Annotated in this window: 13 protein-coding genes and 2 tRNA genes; 9 read left to right on the forward strand and 6 right to left on the reverse strand. The window is 42.6% G+C overall.

What is annotated here, in order from left to right; genetic code table 11:
• Positions 1-10: 10 nt before the first annotated feature.
• Positions 11-907: a GIY-YIG nuclease family protein gene (locus tag AC1DU2_RS14440; protein ID WP_477385063.1), complete on the forward strand. Its 897-nt coding sequence runs from the start codon at positions 11-13 to the stop codon at positions 905-907.
• A complete protein-coding gene (locus AC1DU2_RS14445; protein ID WP_477385064.1) occupies positions 897-1,610 on the forward strand; it encodes an endonuclease/exonuclease/phosphatase family protein in 714 nt (237 codons plus the stop codon). Before AC1DU2_RS14440 ends, AC1DU2_RS14445 begins: the two co-directional genes overlap by 11 nt.
• A 104-nt stretch (positions 1,611-1,714) precedes the next feature.
• Here AC1DU2_RS14445 and AC1DU2_RS14450 read toward each other — a convergent pair whose 3' ends face one another.
• Entirely contained in the window at positions 1,715-2,995 is a 1,281-nt protein-coding gene (locus AC1DU2_RS14450; RefSeq protein ID WP_477385065.1) for a phage integrase SAM-like domain-containing protein, read from the reverse strand.
• Positions 2,996-3,081: 86 nt separating this feature from the next.
• Between AC1DU2_RS14450 and AC1DU2_RS14455 the strand changes: the two genes are divergently transcribed.
• A tRNA-Val gene (locus tag AC1DU2_RS14455) sits at positions 3,082-3,159 on the forward strand.
• 214 nt (positions 3,160-3,373) lie between these two features.
• Here AC1DU2_RS14455 and AC1DU2_RS14460 read toward each other — a convergent pair.
• Positions 3,374-3,446, reverse strand: a tRNA-Met gene (locus AC1DU2_RS14460).
• A gap of 144 nt (positions 3,447-3,590) precedes the next feature.
• On the opposite strand from AC1DU2_RS14460, the gene era reads away from it, so the two are divergent.
• From era to AC1DU2_RS14475, 3 genes are all read left to right on the forward strand, one after another.
• Positions 3,591-4,469 carry a GTPase Era gene (gene era, locus AC1DU2_RS14465; RefSeq protein WP_477385066.1) on the forward strand — a complete coding sequence of 293 codons (879 nt, stop codon included), beginning with the start codon at positions 3,591-3,593 and terminating at the stop codon, positions 4,467-4,469.
• A 146-nt stretch (positions 4,470-4,615) separates the two neighbouring features.
• Positions 4,616-5,917, forward strand: a complete 1,302-nt coding sequence (gene der / locus AC1DU2_RS14470; RefSeq protein WP_477354696.1) for a ribosome biogenesis GTPase Der — start codon at positions 4,616-4,618, stop codon at positions 5,915-5,917.
• 198 nt (positions 5,918-6,115) lie between these two features.
• A complete protein-coding gene (locus AC1DU2_RS14475) occupies positions 6,116-6,778 on the forward strand; it encodes a hypothetical protein (protein WP_477385067.1) in 663 nt (220 codons plus the stop codon).
• A 160-nt stretch (positions 6,779-6,938) separates the two neighbouring features.
• On the opposite strand, the gene AC1DU2_RS14480 is transcribed toward AC1DU2_RS14475, so the two are convergent.
• Positions 6,939-8,522, reverse strand: coding sequence for a S41 family peptidase (locus tag AC1DU2_RS14480; protein ID WP_477385068.1), 1,584 nt, complete (start codon positions 8,520-8,522; stop codon positions 6,939-6,941).
• A gap of 101 nt (positions 8,523-8,623) precedes the next feature.
• Here AC1DU2_RS14480 and murQ point away from each other — a divergent pair, with 101 nt between their 5' ends.
• Positions 8,624-9,430, forward strand: coding sequence for an N-acetylmuramic acid 6-phosphate etherase (gene murQ, locus AC1DU2_RS14485; RefSeq protein WP_477385069.1), 807 nt, complete (start codon positions 8,624-8,626; stop codon positions 9,428-9,430).
• A gap of 94 nt (positions 9,431-9,524) precedes the next feature.
• Complete coding sequence (locus tag AC1DU2_RS14490; protein ID WP_477354707.1) at positions 9,525-10,091, forward strand: hypothetical protein; 567 nt, start codon at positions 9,525-9,527, stop codon at positions 10,089-10,091.
• Between the two features lie 139 nt (positions 10,092-10,230).
• Here the strand turns inward: AC1DU2_RS14490 and AC1DU2_RS14495 are convergent, their stop codons facing one another.
• A complete protein-coding gene (locus AC1DU2_RS14495) occupies positions 10,231-11,229 on the reverse strand; it encodes a polysaccharide deacetylase family protein (RefSeq protein ID WP_477385070.1) in 999 nt (332 codons plus the stop codon).
• On the reverse strand, positions 11,210-11,752 hold the full coding sequence (locus AC1DU2_RS14500) for a hypothetical protein (RefSeq protein ID WP_477385071.1): 543 nt from the start codon (positions 11,750-11,752) through the stop codon (positions 11,210-11,212). The genes AC1DU2_RS14495 and AC1DU2_RS14500 overlap by 20 nt, the downstream gene beginning before the upstream one ends.
• 69 nt (positions 11,753-11,821) lie before the next feature.
• Here AC1DU2_RS14500 and AC1DU2_RS14505 point away from each other — a divergent pair, with 69 nt between their 5' ends.
• The gene (locus tag AC1DU2_RS14505) at positions 11,822-12,538 is read left to right on the forward strand and encodes a pyridoxine 5'-phosphate synthase (protein WP_477385072.1); all 717 of its coding nucleotides are present in this window, start codon (positions 11,822-11,824) and stop codon (positions 12,536-12,538) included.
• Between the two features lie 90 nt (positions 12,539-12,628).
• On the opposite strand, the gene AC1DU2_RS14510 is transcribed toward AC1DU2_RS14505, so the two are convergent.
• Entirely contained in the window at positions 12,629-15,631 is a 3,003-nt protein-coding gene (locus AC1DU2_RS14510) for a T9SS type B sorting domain-containing protein (RefSeq protein ID WP_477385073.1), read from the reverse strand.
• Positions 15,632-15,676: the final 45 nt, after the last annotated feature.

Genomic DNA, 15,676 nt, shown 5'->3' on the forward strand with positions numbered 1-15,676 from the left:
AAAGCCTTTTATGAAGTTCGGCAAAACGATAAAAACGTTCCTAATAGATGGCGACCCAAATGGGAGAATGTCATGTGAGTTATCCAACTGGACGGGGAAAGCATATAAAATACCAAGAATTAAAGTAAGAGACTGTAGTGACAGAGCTGACCTTTCGAATACAGGGGTATATTTACTTCTTGGTAAAGATGATTATGGTACCGAGCAGGCTTATGTTGGTGAAGCAGAGAATACCTTAAAAAGAATTAACCAGCACTTGAACGAAAAAGACTTTTGGAACGAGGTCATTGTTTTCATTAGTAAAGATGAAAATTTAAATAAAGCCCATATAAAATACTTGGAGCATCGACTTCATGACTTAGCTGTAATAACGAATCGGTATCAGTTACAGAATAGTTCTATACCCACAAAATCATCAATCTCAGAGTCTGATAAGGCTGAAATGGAGGAGTTTTTAGAGAATATAAAAATCCTTGTCAATGCATTAGGGCACAAAATTTTTGAAGAAAGGCGAGAGTTTAAAACAAAGATTAAGCAACAAGATGTTTTTTTGATTTCTGCGCCACGGGGAGCGAATGCGCAGGGTGCGCCAACATCGGAAGGCTTTGTTGTATTCAAAGGTTCAAAAGTTGCGACATCAACAGTTGCATCCTACACGCCCTCGATGATAAAGCTACGGCAAAATCTGATAGATACAGGAAAGATAAAGGTATCTGGTAATGATTTAGAACTTAGCGAAGATTATATTTTCGGAAGTCCATCAACGGCAGCATGTATCGTTATGGGTAGAAACGCAAACGGGTTAACGGAATGGAAGCTGGCAAATGGTCAAACCCTTAAAGGTTATGAATCCGCTGACGAACCTACTGCTCTACTGTTATTGCCAGCAGCGCAGGATGATATTTAAGCTGATTACATGGAACTGTCAGATGACCTTTAGAAATAAAGCACACCTGATTAAAGTTGAAAAGCCGGATATTCTAATTGTACCAGAGTGTGAACATCCTGACAAATTACTTAAACTGAACCTAAACGCAACAAGCACTTTGTGGTATGGTAAAAATAAGAGTAAAGGCCTTGCAGTATTCTCATTTGGTGATTACCATTTAAGTTTAATGGATGTCCATAATGAAGCTATAGAAATTATTTGCCCTATAGCTGTAACGGGCAAACAAATTAATTTCACTTTACTTGCGGTATGGGCGCAGCAAACTAATAATTGGGATTATCGTCATATTGGACAAGTTTGGAAAGCTGTGTACCATTACGACAATATATTGACCGATGCTAAGGTAATTATTGCGGGAGATTTCAACAGTAACGTAATTTGGGATAGGAACCATCGTCACGCAAGCCATTCAATGACTGTTACCAATTTAGCCAAAAAGCAAATTCATAGTGTGTACCATAAATACTTTTCACAGATTCAGGGCAAAGAAGTTCACCCAACATTCCACCTGTATCGTCATGAAAACAAGCCTTATCACATCGACTACTGTTTTGTATCCCGCTATTTCATGGAACGGCTTTCAGCGGTAGAAGTTGGCGCTTACGATAAGTGGAAAACACATAGTGACCATGCCCCATTAATCGTAAACTTCAACCTTTAACTCCATACATAGCCTAAACGTAAAAGAGCCTGATTTCCTGCATCTATACAGGTAACCAAGCCCCTTAGCGATGTTATTAAAGGTTTTTGCAATAATCTTGGTTTCTACTCTTGAATAGCCATAAAGCAGCTCTGCACCGCACAATTCAAGTTATCAATAACTTCTTGCTCAAAATCATCCAAGTAAATTGCAGTAGTCCTGTTGCCGTATTGATGCCCCATTGCCTCAGCAATCAACTCATTGGAATAGCCCATACGTTTAGCCAACGTAGCCCAAGTATGGCGGGCAACGTATGTCGTAATCTCAGAGATTTCAAGATTGGAAGATATTCTTTTTAAGTACTTATTAGTGGTTTTTATCCATTGCAATATTAAACACTTAGCTTCTACACCGTCTTCTTTTATTGTGTTTGGCAGGATAGGTAATAAGTATTTACTGTTAGGATGTTGATAGAGCTTTAAGAGATTGGCGGCTTCGTTGGTTAGTTTAATATCATAAGATTTGCCCGTTTTACGCCTTTTATATTGTAATCGACCCGCTTTTATATTTGATGGTTTTAAATAAGCAAGGTCGGTAAAGGATATGCCTATTAGGCAAAAACTCAAAATAAAATAGTTTTTTGCACTACGCTCCGGTGTGCCCTCCGCAGCGGGATAGCTGATTAGTTTTGTAATCTCATCCTTAGTAATTGCACGCTTAGCTGTCCGCTCTGGTTTAAATGAAATATCGGTAAAGTAATAGGCATCTTTGCTTACTAATCTTTCTTTTATGGCCTTATTAAAGATTGCCCGGATGGTACGAAAGTAGTTGCTCACTGTATTTGGCTTCACTCCATCACTTATTAACCTGTTTTTAAAGTTTTCAAGAAAGCGGTAGTTTATTTGTTCAAACGTCAGCTCGGCGAAGTTTGCAAATGAGATAAGGCGATTTACTGCTGTTTGGTACACAATGGCGTTCCCTACCTTATTGTTTTGGTATAAGTCGTTTATCAGACGGTTAGAATACTCATTGAAGGTTAATGGCTTTGCAGCTTCAGCTTCAATTACTGGCTGTACCCTTATTTTTTCTTTTAAGGCCTTTAAAGTAAACTGCTGATTGTCTAATAATCCCTCTGTAGATTTCTGTACTTTATGGTAAGCGTTGGTAATGGCCGAATGAAGGCTTTTAAAATTAGGGTGTGATTTGAGCAGCGTGGAGTTATGCTCGTCCCAATGTTCTTTTCTAATAGACACGCCTACTGGAAATGCAGCGGTTCTGCGGTTATGGGTTACTCGGATTACAATAGGATAAGTACCGTTTGATTTTGCTCTGCGGTCGTCTAAAACTAAGTGTGGAAAAACCATAAAAATGAGTTTTATGGTTCGATTGCTTGCAAATGCTTGCAAATTTTACAATAACACATTGAGAGGGTCAGTGGTGATTAGTCTAATTGTCTATGCAATTACCTATAAACCAGTCCCTTTAAGCCAAAGGGAGTTTAGCTCAGCTGGTTCAGAGCATCTGCCTTACAAGCAGAGGGTCACTGGTTCGAACCCAGTAACTCCCACCATTTAAAAGCCTCTTAGAGATAATCTAAGGGGTTTTTTGTTGCCTCTAACTATCCTGTTAATGTGCGTGCAAATGAGGGATCAAGCAGAACTTTTGTGAGGAATAAAAAAAGTATTTGTTTTGCCATAGAAACCAAACCACCTCGACAACTTCAACAGCACGCCACAAACGAAAAAAGCCTCAAATTTTTCAACTTGAGGCTTTCATTTTCGATGTAGCGGGAGCAGGACTCGAACCTACGACCTTCGGGTTATGAGCCCGACGAGCTACCAACTGCTCCATCCCGCACTGTATTGGTATATATTGCATTCCGTCATAACCTCGGAAAGATGCTTCCAATTGTCAAAATGCAATTTTGCACTCCGTTTTAATTGGACTGCAAAGATATAATTCGTTTCTTTGCAGTCCAAATATATTTTTAATTATTTTTATATGAGTCACCAGGCAGGTTTTGTAAGTATAATTGGTAAGCCCAATGCCGGGAAATCAACCCTTATGAACGCCCTTGTTGGCGAAAAAATGTCAATTATCACCCCAAAAGCGCAAACCACCAGGCACCGTATTTTGGGAATTGTTAACGATGATAACTACCAGATTGTATTTTCGGATACGCCCGGGGTTATCAAGCCACATTACGCATTGCACGAAAGTATGATGCACCAGGTAGACGGATCAATTGTTGATGCCGACCTGATTTTGCTGGTTACCGATATTTACGAGGAGTTTGACGAAACCGACGTTTTAAAAAAACTGGAAGGTTCGCTGGCGCCAATTGCTGTGCTTATTAACAAGATTGACCAAAGCGACGAGGAAACCGTAAAAAAGAAAGTGGAGTTTTGGCAGGAGAAGTTAAACCCTAAAGCCATTTTCGCTATATCGGCGTTGCTGGGTCATAATATTAAAGCCATTATGGATTTTGTGATCGGCAATTTGCCCGAGCACCCGGCCTATTATGAAAAGGACCAGCTTACGGACAGGAACGACCGCTTCTTTGCTTCAGAGATGATCCGCGCACAATTGCTTAAACAATACAAGAAAGAGATCCCTTACAGCGCCGAAGTAATTGTAACCGCTTTTGTTGAAGGAGAAAAGCTGCACCGCATCAGCGCTGAAATTATTGTAGAGCGCGATTCGCAAAAAAATATCATTATAGGCCAGGGGGGCAGCATGCTAAAAATAGTAGGCACCTATGCCCGCCGCGATATGGAAGAGTTTTTTCAGAAGAAAATTTTMCTGGAGATGTTTGTAAAAGTGATTCCCGACTGGCGCAGCAAAAAAAATTACCTTAAAAAATTCGGATACGAATCATAGACCGAAAGAATCAAGAGTCAAGAATCAAGATTTTGTCTTGACCCTTTAATAAAATTTCATTTATATATAGAACAGGAATTTTAAGATAGATAGATTTGCATAAATCTTGACTCTTGGTTCTTGATTCTTGACTCTAATTTAAAAGCATGAGTAACATAGTAGCCATAGTTGGCCGCCCTAACGTAGGCAAATCAACTTTATATAATCGCTTAACCGAAACCCGCAAAGCCATTGTTGACGATTTTAGCGGCGTAACCCGCGACAGGCACTACGGTGTATCTGAATGGACCGACCACCAGTTTACCGTAATTGATACAGGCGGCTATGTAGCCAACTCTGCTGATATTTTTGAGGCTGCCATTCGTGAGCAGGTAGAAATTGCCATTGAAGAAGCATCGGTTATTTTGTTTATGGTTGATGTTACCACAGGCATTACCGACCTTGACGATGAAATTGCCACCATGCTGCGCAAAAGCAAAAAACCGGTTTTTGTGGTAGTAAACAAACTGGATAACAACGCGCTATTATCTGATGCTACCGAGTTTTATAGCCTGGGCCTGGGCGAGATCTACAGCATCTCATCCATGACTGGTTCTGGCACAGGTGAGCTGCTTGACGAAGTTGTAAAGCATTTTGACGACGAAGTACTTGAAGAAAACACCCGCCCTAAATACGCCATCGTAGGCCGCCCGAATGTTGGTAAATCATCTATCATCAATTCATTAATAGGAAAAGACCGCAACATAGTTACCCCGATTGCCGGTACCACCCGCGATTCTATCCACATCCATTACAACCAGTATGGGCATGATTTTATGCTGATTGATACTGCCGGGATGCGTAAAAAAACCAAGGTTAAAGAAAACATCGAGTTTTACTCGGTAATGCGTACTATAAAGGCTTTAGAAGAAGCCGACGTAATTATTTTAATGATTGATGCTGTTGAAGGTATCGAATCGCAGGATATCAATATCTTCCACCTGGCCGAAAAAAATAAAAAAGGCATCATGGTTGTGGTTAATAAGTGGGATTTAATTGAGAAAAATAACAAAACCGTTAAGGTTTTTGAAGAGATGATCCGCGAGAAGATTGCACCATTTACGGATGTACCCATCGTATTTACATCTGTTACCGAAAAGCAACGTGTGTTAAAGGTAATTGACGTGGCCAACCAGGTTTACCAAAACCGCGCCCGTAAAATAGCTACCTCCAAACTGAATGAGGTAATGCTGCCTATCATCGAAAACTATCCGCCGCCATCCATCAAAGGCAAATACGTAAAAATTAAATACATTACCCAAATTGCAGGCTCATCGCCCATGTTCGCTTTCTTCTGTAATTTGCCGCAGTATGTTAAAGAGCCTTACTATCGCTTTATTGAAAACAAGCTAAGGGAAAATTTTGAGTTCAGCGGAGCGCCGATTCAAGTATGGTTTAGGCAGAAATAAAACCTTGCAGATGTGCAGATTTCAGATTCAAGATGTGCGGATGAGCAATAGCAATGTTACTCGGTCAGCTATCTAAACAAAAACATCTGCACATCTGAAATTTGCACATCTGCACATTTTCTTTTCGGCACACAAAAATCTAAAATTTTGTATCGTTTAAGGTCTTGCACGCGTAATATAGCTAAACCTTAAGCTGTTATGTTTGCTAAAAAAATATCCTGCGTTGCTTTGGTGGCATTGGCCCTTGGCTCATCCTGTAAAAAATCGACCCTGACCGGGGTGCAAAATGATAACGGCTGCATCAGTCGTGTCCAGCGCGATTATGCTGATACGAATAAACCCGAACTGACGGCCTCGTTAAAGTTGTTAACGGATAACCATATTGCTACCAATAACCTTGTTGTAACAAGGGCAATTTTAAACGATACCATTACCACCAATGGGCCCATGCACGTGCTTCAGCACGTAATTGCGCAGCAATACCGCAATGATTTGCCTATACTATTTGCCCAGGTAGGTTATCATTTTAACAACGGCATTTATTATACTACCAGCGGGTACATATATGGCAATGTAACATTGGGCACAACGCCACGCACAACATTGCCCCAACTACGTTATTTGTTTGTACAGGCTGCTTTGAAAGATTCTTATTCGGTTAACCAAAAAATAGCCGACTCATGCCTGGCTGCCGAATTTGGCTATTATGATATCAGTCCCGATTCGCACGGCCAGCTGATAAAAGCATGGCGGGTTACCCCCGCAAACCACGACTATCCTTTTGCCATTGTACAGGATGATAACGCCAAACTATTATTTTACAATAACGGCATACTTACTTTAAACAAAAGCCGGAATTGAAAAGCTGGTATCAGATGTGCAGATTTCAAATGTGGAGATGATTGGTTTATAAAACATGGGAAACCATAATAAAAAGGGGATAACGATTTGCCAATCAAATCATTATCCTCTTTCTTTTTTCCATCTGCACATTTGAAATCTGAAATCTGCACCTCCACCCCTACTGTTCCAATGCTTTTTTATAAGCCACATCATTGGTGTTCATCACTTCCTGGAAGGCGTTATCGCCCCATTTAAACCGGGCTGCGCTGGCTTTCAGGATGCTTTTGATGTAATCTCTTGATTGCAACAACTCGCGCGAATCCATCTCTTTTAAGGTATGTGATGAGTATAGTATAAAATTGCGGTAATCATCATCGCTAACGATGTAATGTTTCATAAAATCTTCGCCGGTGTTGTAGTTGCCAAGTAAGGCTTGCATTTTATCAATCACATAGGCCGAAAACAGTTGCAGTTCGCCAAGGTTTTGCACAACCTGGGTGTTTTGTGATGTATCAGCAGGCACAAAAACATCGGGCATAATGCCGCCGCCACTGTAAACTTTGCGCCCACCTGAGGTATGGTATGACGATCCTTTGAAAACCGTGTCGTTCCGGTTACTCTGTTCAGAAAACAGTTCGCCTTTTTGCATGCGCTGGGCCAGCTCATTCCGGTAGCTGCTTACGCCCTCTTTGTAGGATTTTTGTATCGACCTGCCCGATGGTGTATAGTACCTTGCCACGGTTAAGTTAATGGCCGAGCCATCGCCAAACGGAAATTGTTGCTGTACCAGTCCTTTACCAAACGAGCGGCGGCCAACAATGGTGGCCCTATCCAAATCTTGCAAGGCCCCGGCCAGTATCTCGCTTGCCGATGCCGAATATTCATCTATCAGCACAGTAATCTTTCCTTGCTGAAATGCGCCCGAATCTGTAGCAAAATAATCGGTGCGGGGCTCGTGAACGCCCTGGGTGTATACAATCAGCTTGCCTTTACCCAAAAACTCGTCGGCCATTGATGTTGCCGCGCTTAGGTAACCGCCACCATTGCCCCGCAAATCAAGCACCAGCTTATTCATGCCATCAACCTTAAGTTTTTTAAGCGCCGTGCGGAAATCAACATCTGTAGTAGCGGCAAATTTGCTTATTTTAATATAGCCGGTATTGGTATTGGCCATATACGCCGCGTTTACACTGCTTATATCAACCCGGCCACGTTTCATGGCAAATGCCCTGGTGCCTTTGCCATCGGCGTTTGCCACATCCATTACAATGGTGGCATCTTTTTCGCCTCTGAAAATATTATTAACCTTATCGGCCGTTAGTTTGGTGCCCGAAAATTTTTTATGATCAACATTAACAACCTTGCTCCCCACGGGCAAGCCCGCTTTGGCTGCTGGCCCTCCGGCGTATACCTGGGTAATTATCAGCGTATCGCGCAGCAACTGGTATTCAATACCGATGCCGTTAAAACCGCCTTCTAAACGTTCGTTGATGTTTTGTGCCTGCTGCGGTGGCAGGTAAAGCGAATGCGGATCGAGATTTTGCAGCAGCTCGTTGATGGATGCGCCTTCAATACTGTCAACATTTACACTATCCACATAACTTTCGCCAACCAGGGTTAGCACTTTAGATAGTTTATCGTCGCCAGAAAATGAAAAGCCAAGGTTACGGTCGCCATTGTTCCTACTAATGTACAATCCAATAGTAATCCCCACCAGCAACAGGATCAACGTCCTGAAAATTACACCCGCAGTCTTTTTCATATTCAGCAAACAAAGTTAATCAATGCGTTGCCAATAATTTTTATCGGCAGCCTTGCATTTGATGTTTTTTAACGAATTTTGTTATAAATTATTAAAAATTAATGGAACGTACCACCGAAAGGGAATCGCATTATAAAAACCTGGAGCTGCAATCGGTAAAAGAAATCCTGGAAAACATAAACCGGGAAGACCAAACGGTACCGTTGGCTGTTGCCAAAGCATTGCCCCAGATTGAGGCACTTGCCACTATAACTGCCGAAAGGATGAAGCAAGGCGGCCGCCTTTTTTACATTGGCGCCGGTACCAGTGGCCGCCTTGGCGTAGTTGATGCATCAGAGTGCCCGCCAACATTTGGTGTTCCGTTTGATATGGTAGTTGGGCTGATAGCCGGTGGCGACGGCGCAATTAGAAAAGCGGTTGAATTTGCCGAAGACAATACCGAACTTGCCTGGCACAACCTGTTGGAGTATAACATAACCGAAAAAGACGTAGTGGTGGGTATAGCCGCATCGGGCACTACACCCTATGTAATTGGCGGCCTTAAAGCGGCCAACAGCCATAATATGGTTACCGGCTGTATAGTTTGTAATAGCGGAAGCCCGGTTGCGGCCGTTGCCCAATACCCGGTTGAAGTAGTTACCGGGCCCGAGTTTTTAACCGGATCGACCCGGATGAAGGCCGGCACTGCCCAAAAATTGGTTTTAAATATGCTGAGCACCAGTGTAATGATTCAGCTGGGAAAGGTAAAAGGGAATAAAATGGTTGATATGCAGTTAAGTAATGATAAACTGATTGACCGCGGCACCCACATGGTAATGGACGAAACCGGCCTTGCCGAAGCCGAAGCCGCCACCCTGCTAAAAAAATATGGCAGCGTAAGAGCTGCCGTTGATAATTATAAAAATTGATGTGCAGATATGCAGATTTCAGATGTGCAAATGATGAATTTGCATTTTCCCATAATCTGCACATTTGCACATCTGAAATTTGCACATCTGAACAATGCACGAGATAGAACCATATTACCGCTGGAGGGATGATTACATAGCAGCCGAAGACGAATATTCGCCTTTTTATGCTACGGAGTATAGTGAGTTTGAGTTTGATAAGCAGGTGTACAACTACTTGTTGCATCCGCAATGGGATTCGTTTGGCTCCAATACGCTGTACATGAAAGTACTGTATGCCGATTATGAAAAAGGCTATACCATTATTGAGTTTATAGGCGAGTGGAATGATGCCATTAATAATGACATCATGATGCTGAAACGCGAGATACTGGAGTTGATGATTGATAACGGCATTAACCATTTTATACTGATAGGCGAAAACATCCTCAACTTTCACTCATCAGATGATTGCTATTACGAAGAGTGGTTTCAGGATGTTGAAGATGGCTGGATAGCAGGCATCAACTTCCGCGAGCATGTGATTGACGAATTTAAACGCAATAACATTGATTACTACATCAACTTTGGCGGCCAGTTAGATGATCTGGGCTGGCGCAGTCTTAAACCTATACAGGTGTTTAAAAAGGTTGAGGAGCAAATGGTGAGGAGACTGAATTAGCTGGGGAAAAGAGTCAAGAGATTAGAATCAAGAATTAAGACTTTTTTGTAGTGTTGCTACAAGTGAATAGCAAAAATCGAGTCTCTTTATAAATAACAAATAGCAACAAAACCACCATACTTTTATTGCTTAGCGAAGCCTATTGCCCTTCAAACTCCTCGTCTACACTCTCGCGCAGGTCATATAGCAGCCATTGCTTGTTGGCTATGGCCTGGGTTTTTGATTGCAGCAGCTTAATAAAATCGTTAACGCCGGTAGGTTCGTTTCCGTTGCCATGTATCAGCACAATACTGCCAGCCTGGGGTTGCTGACCTTTGGCCAGCCAGGCATCCGTTCCAACCGGAATCAACCCAAAATCGGTTATCTTGTAAACCAATTGCTGATCAGACACCAAACCGGGGAACCTGAAAAACACCGACGGCAAAAGTCCGTTTTTGAGCATGGCCTTTTCTGTTTCCAACACTTCATAGCTGATATCGGTACCCGGTTCCAGCAAAAAGTTTTCCTTAAGCGGTGCTTTCAGGCTTACGCGATGGTTAAAGGAATGATTTATCCAGGTGATGTAAATTTCGTGTTTAGCCTGCATTTGCTTAAGCCATTCCAGATCCTGCGGGTGCTGGCGCATCCAGATGCCGGTTATTGATAAAGCCACGGGCACAGGCCGTTCCACTTTTTTAAACTCGTTGAAAATATCTGTAAAAATGCGCTTATCTAATGCCCGGTGCGATGGGCAAAGGTCAGCTGTAAGGCTGATGCCTGTTTCTTTGGGGACTCCGCTTTCAATGCCCGCATCCTGTATGGTTACTGATTGTTTTTCGGCTTTGCGCAGCGCCTTTTGGTAAGGTGTATTTTTAAAAAAAGTACGGGCATCGGTTAGGTTCATTGGCTTTACCAGGTAAAAATTGGGCTCTTCAATTTTTGTTTCCAGCGTTTGCGGGTTTACCAACAGGTAATAGCTTTTACCCTCGTTTTCAAATGACCGGATAATCATCCAATCCTGCGGATAATGGTGCGCCCAACCGTAAAAAGCTTTATAGTTTTCTATTTTACGATAGATAGCCTGGGCATTGGCCTTTTTGCATAGGCATATAAAAAATAAAAAAGCGAGGGCGATCGATCTAAAACTTTTGTAATTCATGTTTATTAACATTCCAGTTTTTGCCAGTCAATACAGAACATGTAACCAGTAAAACTAAAACAACGATTAAAATAATAAATATAACGTGGCTGAAAGGTGCGGATTCCTGAATGTGCTTTACCGGCTTTTGAACATCTTTTAACGCTGATAATGGAGGGTACAGGGTGACGCTACCTGAAGCGGACGACATTATCATATTTTCAATCGCTAATAAACTTTTATAAACCCTTAATAACAGCAAAACATTAAAAAAAAGCCCGGCCGTGAGTACCACGTTCACCATCCTGTTAGTAAAACGACCGGCTATAGCCCGTGTCAAATAAACCAATACCACTAACACAAAAAACGGCGGGAGTGTAATTATCCACCAGGAAAACTCACCTACAAAGTAGGTGTCATGCAGGTTGATATCAAGGGCTGCATTGCCAAACAGCGCGCTGGTAAACAACAATGAAAATGCTGTAGCGAGCATGAATATGCCTAACAGTATGGCCAGCTCGGCAATTGCAGGTTTCCATTTCATAATTTAAATATAAACTTATCCCTTAATAATAGGTTTATTTATATATAAATGATGTATTAACTTTGCCCTATGACCCGTTTATCTGTCAATATCAATAAAATAGCCACCCTGCGTAATTCGCGCGGTGGCAACAACCCCAATTTGGTACAGGTTGCCAAAGATTGCGAACGTTTTGGGGCACAGGGAATCACCGTGCATCCTCGTCCCGATGAAAGGCACATCCGCTACCAGGACGTTTTTGATCTGAAAGGAATAGTTACCACCGAGTTTAATATTGAAGGTAACTGCCAGGAACAAAAGTTTATTGACCTGGTACTGGCCAACAAACCAGAGCAGGTAACCCTGGTACCTGATGTATTAGGACAAATAACATCTAACCATGGCTGGGACACCATTACCAACTACCATTACTTAACCGATATGATAGCCGTCTTTAAAGAAGCCGGCATCCGTGTATCTATTTTTGTTGACCCGGTTGCCAAAATGGTTGAAGGAGCCGCCAAAACCGGCACCGACCGTATTGAGCTTTATACGGAAGGGTATGCCACCCATTATCACCAGGGGAAAGAACTGGCCATAGCGCCATATATTGAAGCCGCGAAGGTAGCACACGAGGCTGGCCTGGGCATTAACGCCGGGCATGATCTTGACCTGCACAACCTGAAATACTTTGCCGAAAACATACCTGCTTTGGATGAAGTAAGCATAGGCCACGCCCTTATTTGCGATGCATTATATTATGGATTGGAAAATACCATCCAGATGTATTTAAGGCAATTGGTCTGAGATCTGTGGTGTGTGATCTGTGGTCTGAGAATTGAAATGGGCACCGGATTTCCCCTTCACACCTCCCGCCTCAGCCTCCTGACCTCCGTATTATCTCAAAATAGTTAAGCTGCCCGACAACAGGTTACAGTTTTTATTCAGGTTGATGATATAGTAGTAGGTGCCCACGGGCAACGCTTTGCCATTATAGGTGCCGTTAAACGGTGTTGTGTATCCTTTTGATTCAAACAGCTTTTGGCCGTTGCGGTTAAATACCTGTACCACGGCGGCAGGATAGCTTTCGATGTTGCTGATTTTCCAGTAATCGTTGCTGCCATCACCATTGGGGGTAAAAGAATTGGCGATGCTGAGCGGAGATAAGCCTACCGATACTTTTACTTCTGTTTTTGGGCTTTCGCAGGTGCCATTTACCTGGCTCACGAAAAAACTGCGGTTAGTGGTTGCAGCTATTTTAAACCTCCCGCCTTTTTGTTCAGTTAACGGTGAGGCACTATCAGCCTGGTCGTATAAACGGTAAACGACATCGGCCCCGGCGTCGTTTACCAAAAGAATGGCATCCCCCGGACTGCAAATCTGGATGTCACTTACCGATGGCGCTGCCAAATTCTGCGGAATGTTTTGAATTTGGTAGTTAACATTTATGCTCCCGCATCTACTATCCGCAATGTTTAATGTATAGGTACCTGCCGAAAGGTTTGAGATGCTGTTTGCGGCGCCTATCGATGTTCCATTGGCGTTAAGCCAGGTGTAGGTATAAGGCGGTAATCCCCCGGCAACCGTTACGTTACTTACGTAACCGCTTTTCAATCCGCATTGTTCGTTGCCTGTTTGCCCGTTATCCGTAACTTTTAATTCGGGCAGCTGATCTACCCGGTAGGTGTTATAATAACTTTCGCAACCATTTTGGTCGGTTAAATAAAGCTTGTAGCCACCGGCGGGCAAGTCTGTTGCGCCGTGGTGCAGGGCAACGTTAACCCCGGCGGCGTTAACCCACCTAACAGCCTTTATCAGGATATCCTGGTTTACTTGTAATGCGCCGTTTGCTTTGCCGAAACAGGCGTCAATATGATTAACGGTATAGGTTGAGGGGAATACGGTACCGGGAATTTCTAAAATTTCATAGGGGCCGGTAGTCTTGCTGCAGCCAGATTCATTTGATGCCGTAAGGAAATAGGTACCGGCCGGCACGCCGTCCAGAGCGGCCTTTGTTCCAACCAGATTATTGCCGGCATTCCGCCACTCAAACTTTGTTGCTTGTGGCGCTGTTATTCCTATAATTGAGCCATTGGCCTTATTGCATCCAGCGTTTGATTTTTGAACGGAGGTTAGATCAATAACAATTTCCTTTGAGCCAACTGGTATTGGATTTGTGAATGCCGATCCGCATGATGCTCCTTTAATCTCTAAAGTATATAAACCTTTAGGCACATTTACAAGGTTCAGCGCGTTGCCTACTGTTTCGCCATTTTCATTTCTCCATGTATAGGTATAGGGACCGCCATTTGATCCTATATTTTCGATAATGATGTTTTTTATATAACCATCAGCGGCATTGGTACATGTGGCTGCTTTTGTTTCCTGCTGGCTTTCGTTAATGGCAACATTCAGGTAAGGAACCGAAAACTCCGAGGTTGCGCTATTATCAATAGTAGCGGTAGCTATTATGCTTCTTGTTATACTTCCATGATATACCCAGCTTCCATCGGTATTGGCATTTACTTTGGCTATAAAGTTTTTACCTTCGCACAGTGTGCAATCCGCCGTATAATACAGTTGAATTAACGCCCCCGGCTTAGCTGTGCCGGCAACAGCCAAATTAGTAACGCTTTTAATTACAGGAGCCGGGGCAAATGTTTTATCATTTTGATTAATACTAAAATCCTGATTACAGTAAAAGCTGTTTTTATTAATAACCATGCTCTGTCCATAAATAGCGCCTTGCTTGCCAAATGCTATAACGTTTTTATCCGCTTCGTCATCCCCTCCAACAATGCCTGTAGCATTTTCCTCTAATGATACATTTCGTCCATTACCCAAATCCAGCGTGGTGGTTATATCTGTTCCTATTTTATTCCCCTTGATTTCATATCTGGATGCCCGGATAATAACATTATTATTGGTATGGCCGGATATTATGTTATTCTTCAGGCTTACAAAACATTCCCTAAGATCAGTTTGTATGCCAAGAAAGGGGTAATTAAGGTCGAACAAGGGGCTTTCGCCAACAAAATGGGTTATGTAACTTTCTGTTCCGCCCACCCCAGTCCCTATCCTGTTATTTTCAATTATGGCCGTGTTGCCTGTTGTAAATGGCCGGCTCGGGTCCGGATATTGACCGGCAAAGATTTCGGTGCCATTTGCGGCAACAATATTCCCCAATGACGGTAGTGAACCGCCAATAAGCGCCTGGCCTCCTTCTATTATAAGCGAAATTCCCGTAAAGTTTGAATTGGCTGTTTTTCCGTCTTCGGCGACACCTATAATGTTACATTGAACAGATACGCCTGTTATCGACCCCTCAAAGATGCCATCATAAGAGTCGGGGGTGGAACCTATTGCAATATGAGTTCCGCATATCACATTTCCTTTTCCTAACGCTCCTATAACCAGATTTTTGCATTGCCTTAATACCCGGATGCCAACTGCGCCATAATCAACAGAGCTTAAAAGTGGTTTCTTCTTAAAATTACGGATATACAATCCATATATCTCGATATTTGAAATATAGCTACCGAACGTTTCATTGTTAATCACAAGACATGAAAAGTTTTCTGTTCCTCCCGATTCGATTATAATTTTGGCATCGCTAACTCCAAATTTATTCCCGGGCTGCGTTGTGCCGTCTATTATTAAATCAGACGGAATATTAGGTAATGAGCTAAAAATCATGATAGTCCTGCCCGCCTCGCTCAAATCCGGTAAATTAAAATTGATAAAATCCTTTTCCGCACTGTCATTAGCCGCCGCCAAGGTTAAGGCCTCGCGCAGAGTGCCCGGTCCGCTATCGGCATTGCTGGTAACTATAAATACCGCTGCCGTTGCCGGCCGGCAAAACAATATAAGCAATACAATAAACAGGTATTTGTAACGCATTTGCTATTAAACTTTAGGACTTTCCCCTACCCACACACATCTAAC

This window comes from Mucilaginibacter sp. P4_C11 (genome assembly GCF_056402115.1).

Excerpts from the sequence above, each read along its gene's own strand:
- AC1DU2_RS14440 (WP_477385063.1), top strand. The coding sequence starts at position 11 with ATGAAGTTCGGCAAAACGATAAAAACGTTCCTAATAGATGGCGACCCA.
- AC1DU2_RS14445 (WP_477385064.1), top strand. The coding sequence starts at position 897 with ATGATATTTAAGCTGATTACATGGAACTGTCAGATGACCTTTAGAAAT.
- der (WP_477354696.1), top strand. The coding sequence starts at position 4,616 with ATGAGTAACATAGTAGCCATAGTTGGCCGCCCTAACGTAGGCAAATCA.
- AC1DU2_RS14475 (WP_477385067.1), top strand. The coding sequence starts at position 6,116 with ATGTTTGCTAAAAAAATATCCTGCGTTGCTTTGGTGGCATTGGCCCTT.
- AC1DU2_RS14480 (WP_477385068.1), bottom strand. The coding sequence starts at position 8,522 with ATGAAAAAGACTGCGGGTGTAATTTTCAGGACGTTGATCCTGTTGCTG.
- murQ (WP_477385069.1), top strand. The coding sequence starts at position 8,624 with ATGGAACGTACCACCGAAAGGGAATCGCATTATAAAAACCTGGAGCTG.
- AC1DU2_RS14490 (WP_477354707.1), top strand. The coding sequence starts at position 9,525 with ATGCACGAGATAGAACCATATTACCGCTGGAGGGATGATTACATAGCA.
- AC1DU2_RS14495 (WP_477385070.1), bottom strand. The coding sequence starts at position 11,229 with ATGAATTACAAAAGTTTTAGATCGATCGCCCTCGCTTTTTTATTTTTT.
- AC1DU2_RS14500 (WP_477385071.1), bottom strand. The coding sequence starts at position 11,752 with ATGAAATGGAAACCTGCAATTGCCGAGCTGGCCATACTGTTAGGCATA.
- AC1DU2_RS14505 (WP_477385072.1), top strand. The coding sequence starts at position 11,822 with ATGACCCGTTTATCTGTCAATATCAATAAAATAGCCACCCTGCGTAAT.
- AC1DU2_RS14510 (WP_477385073.1), bottom strand. The coding sequence starts at position 15,631 with ATGCGTTACAAATACCTGTTTATTGTATTGCTTATATTGTTTTGCCGG.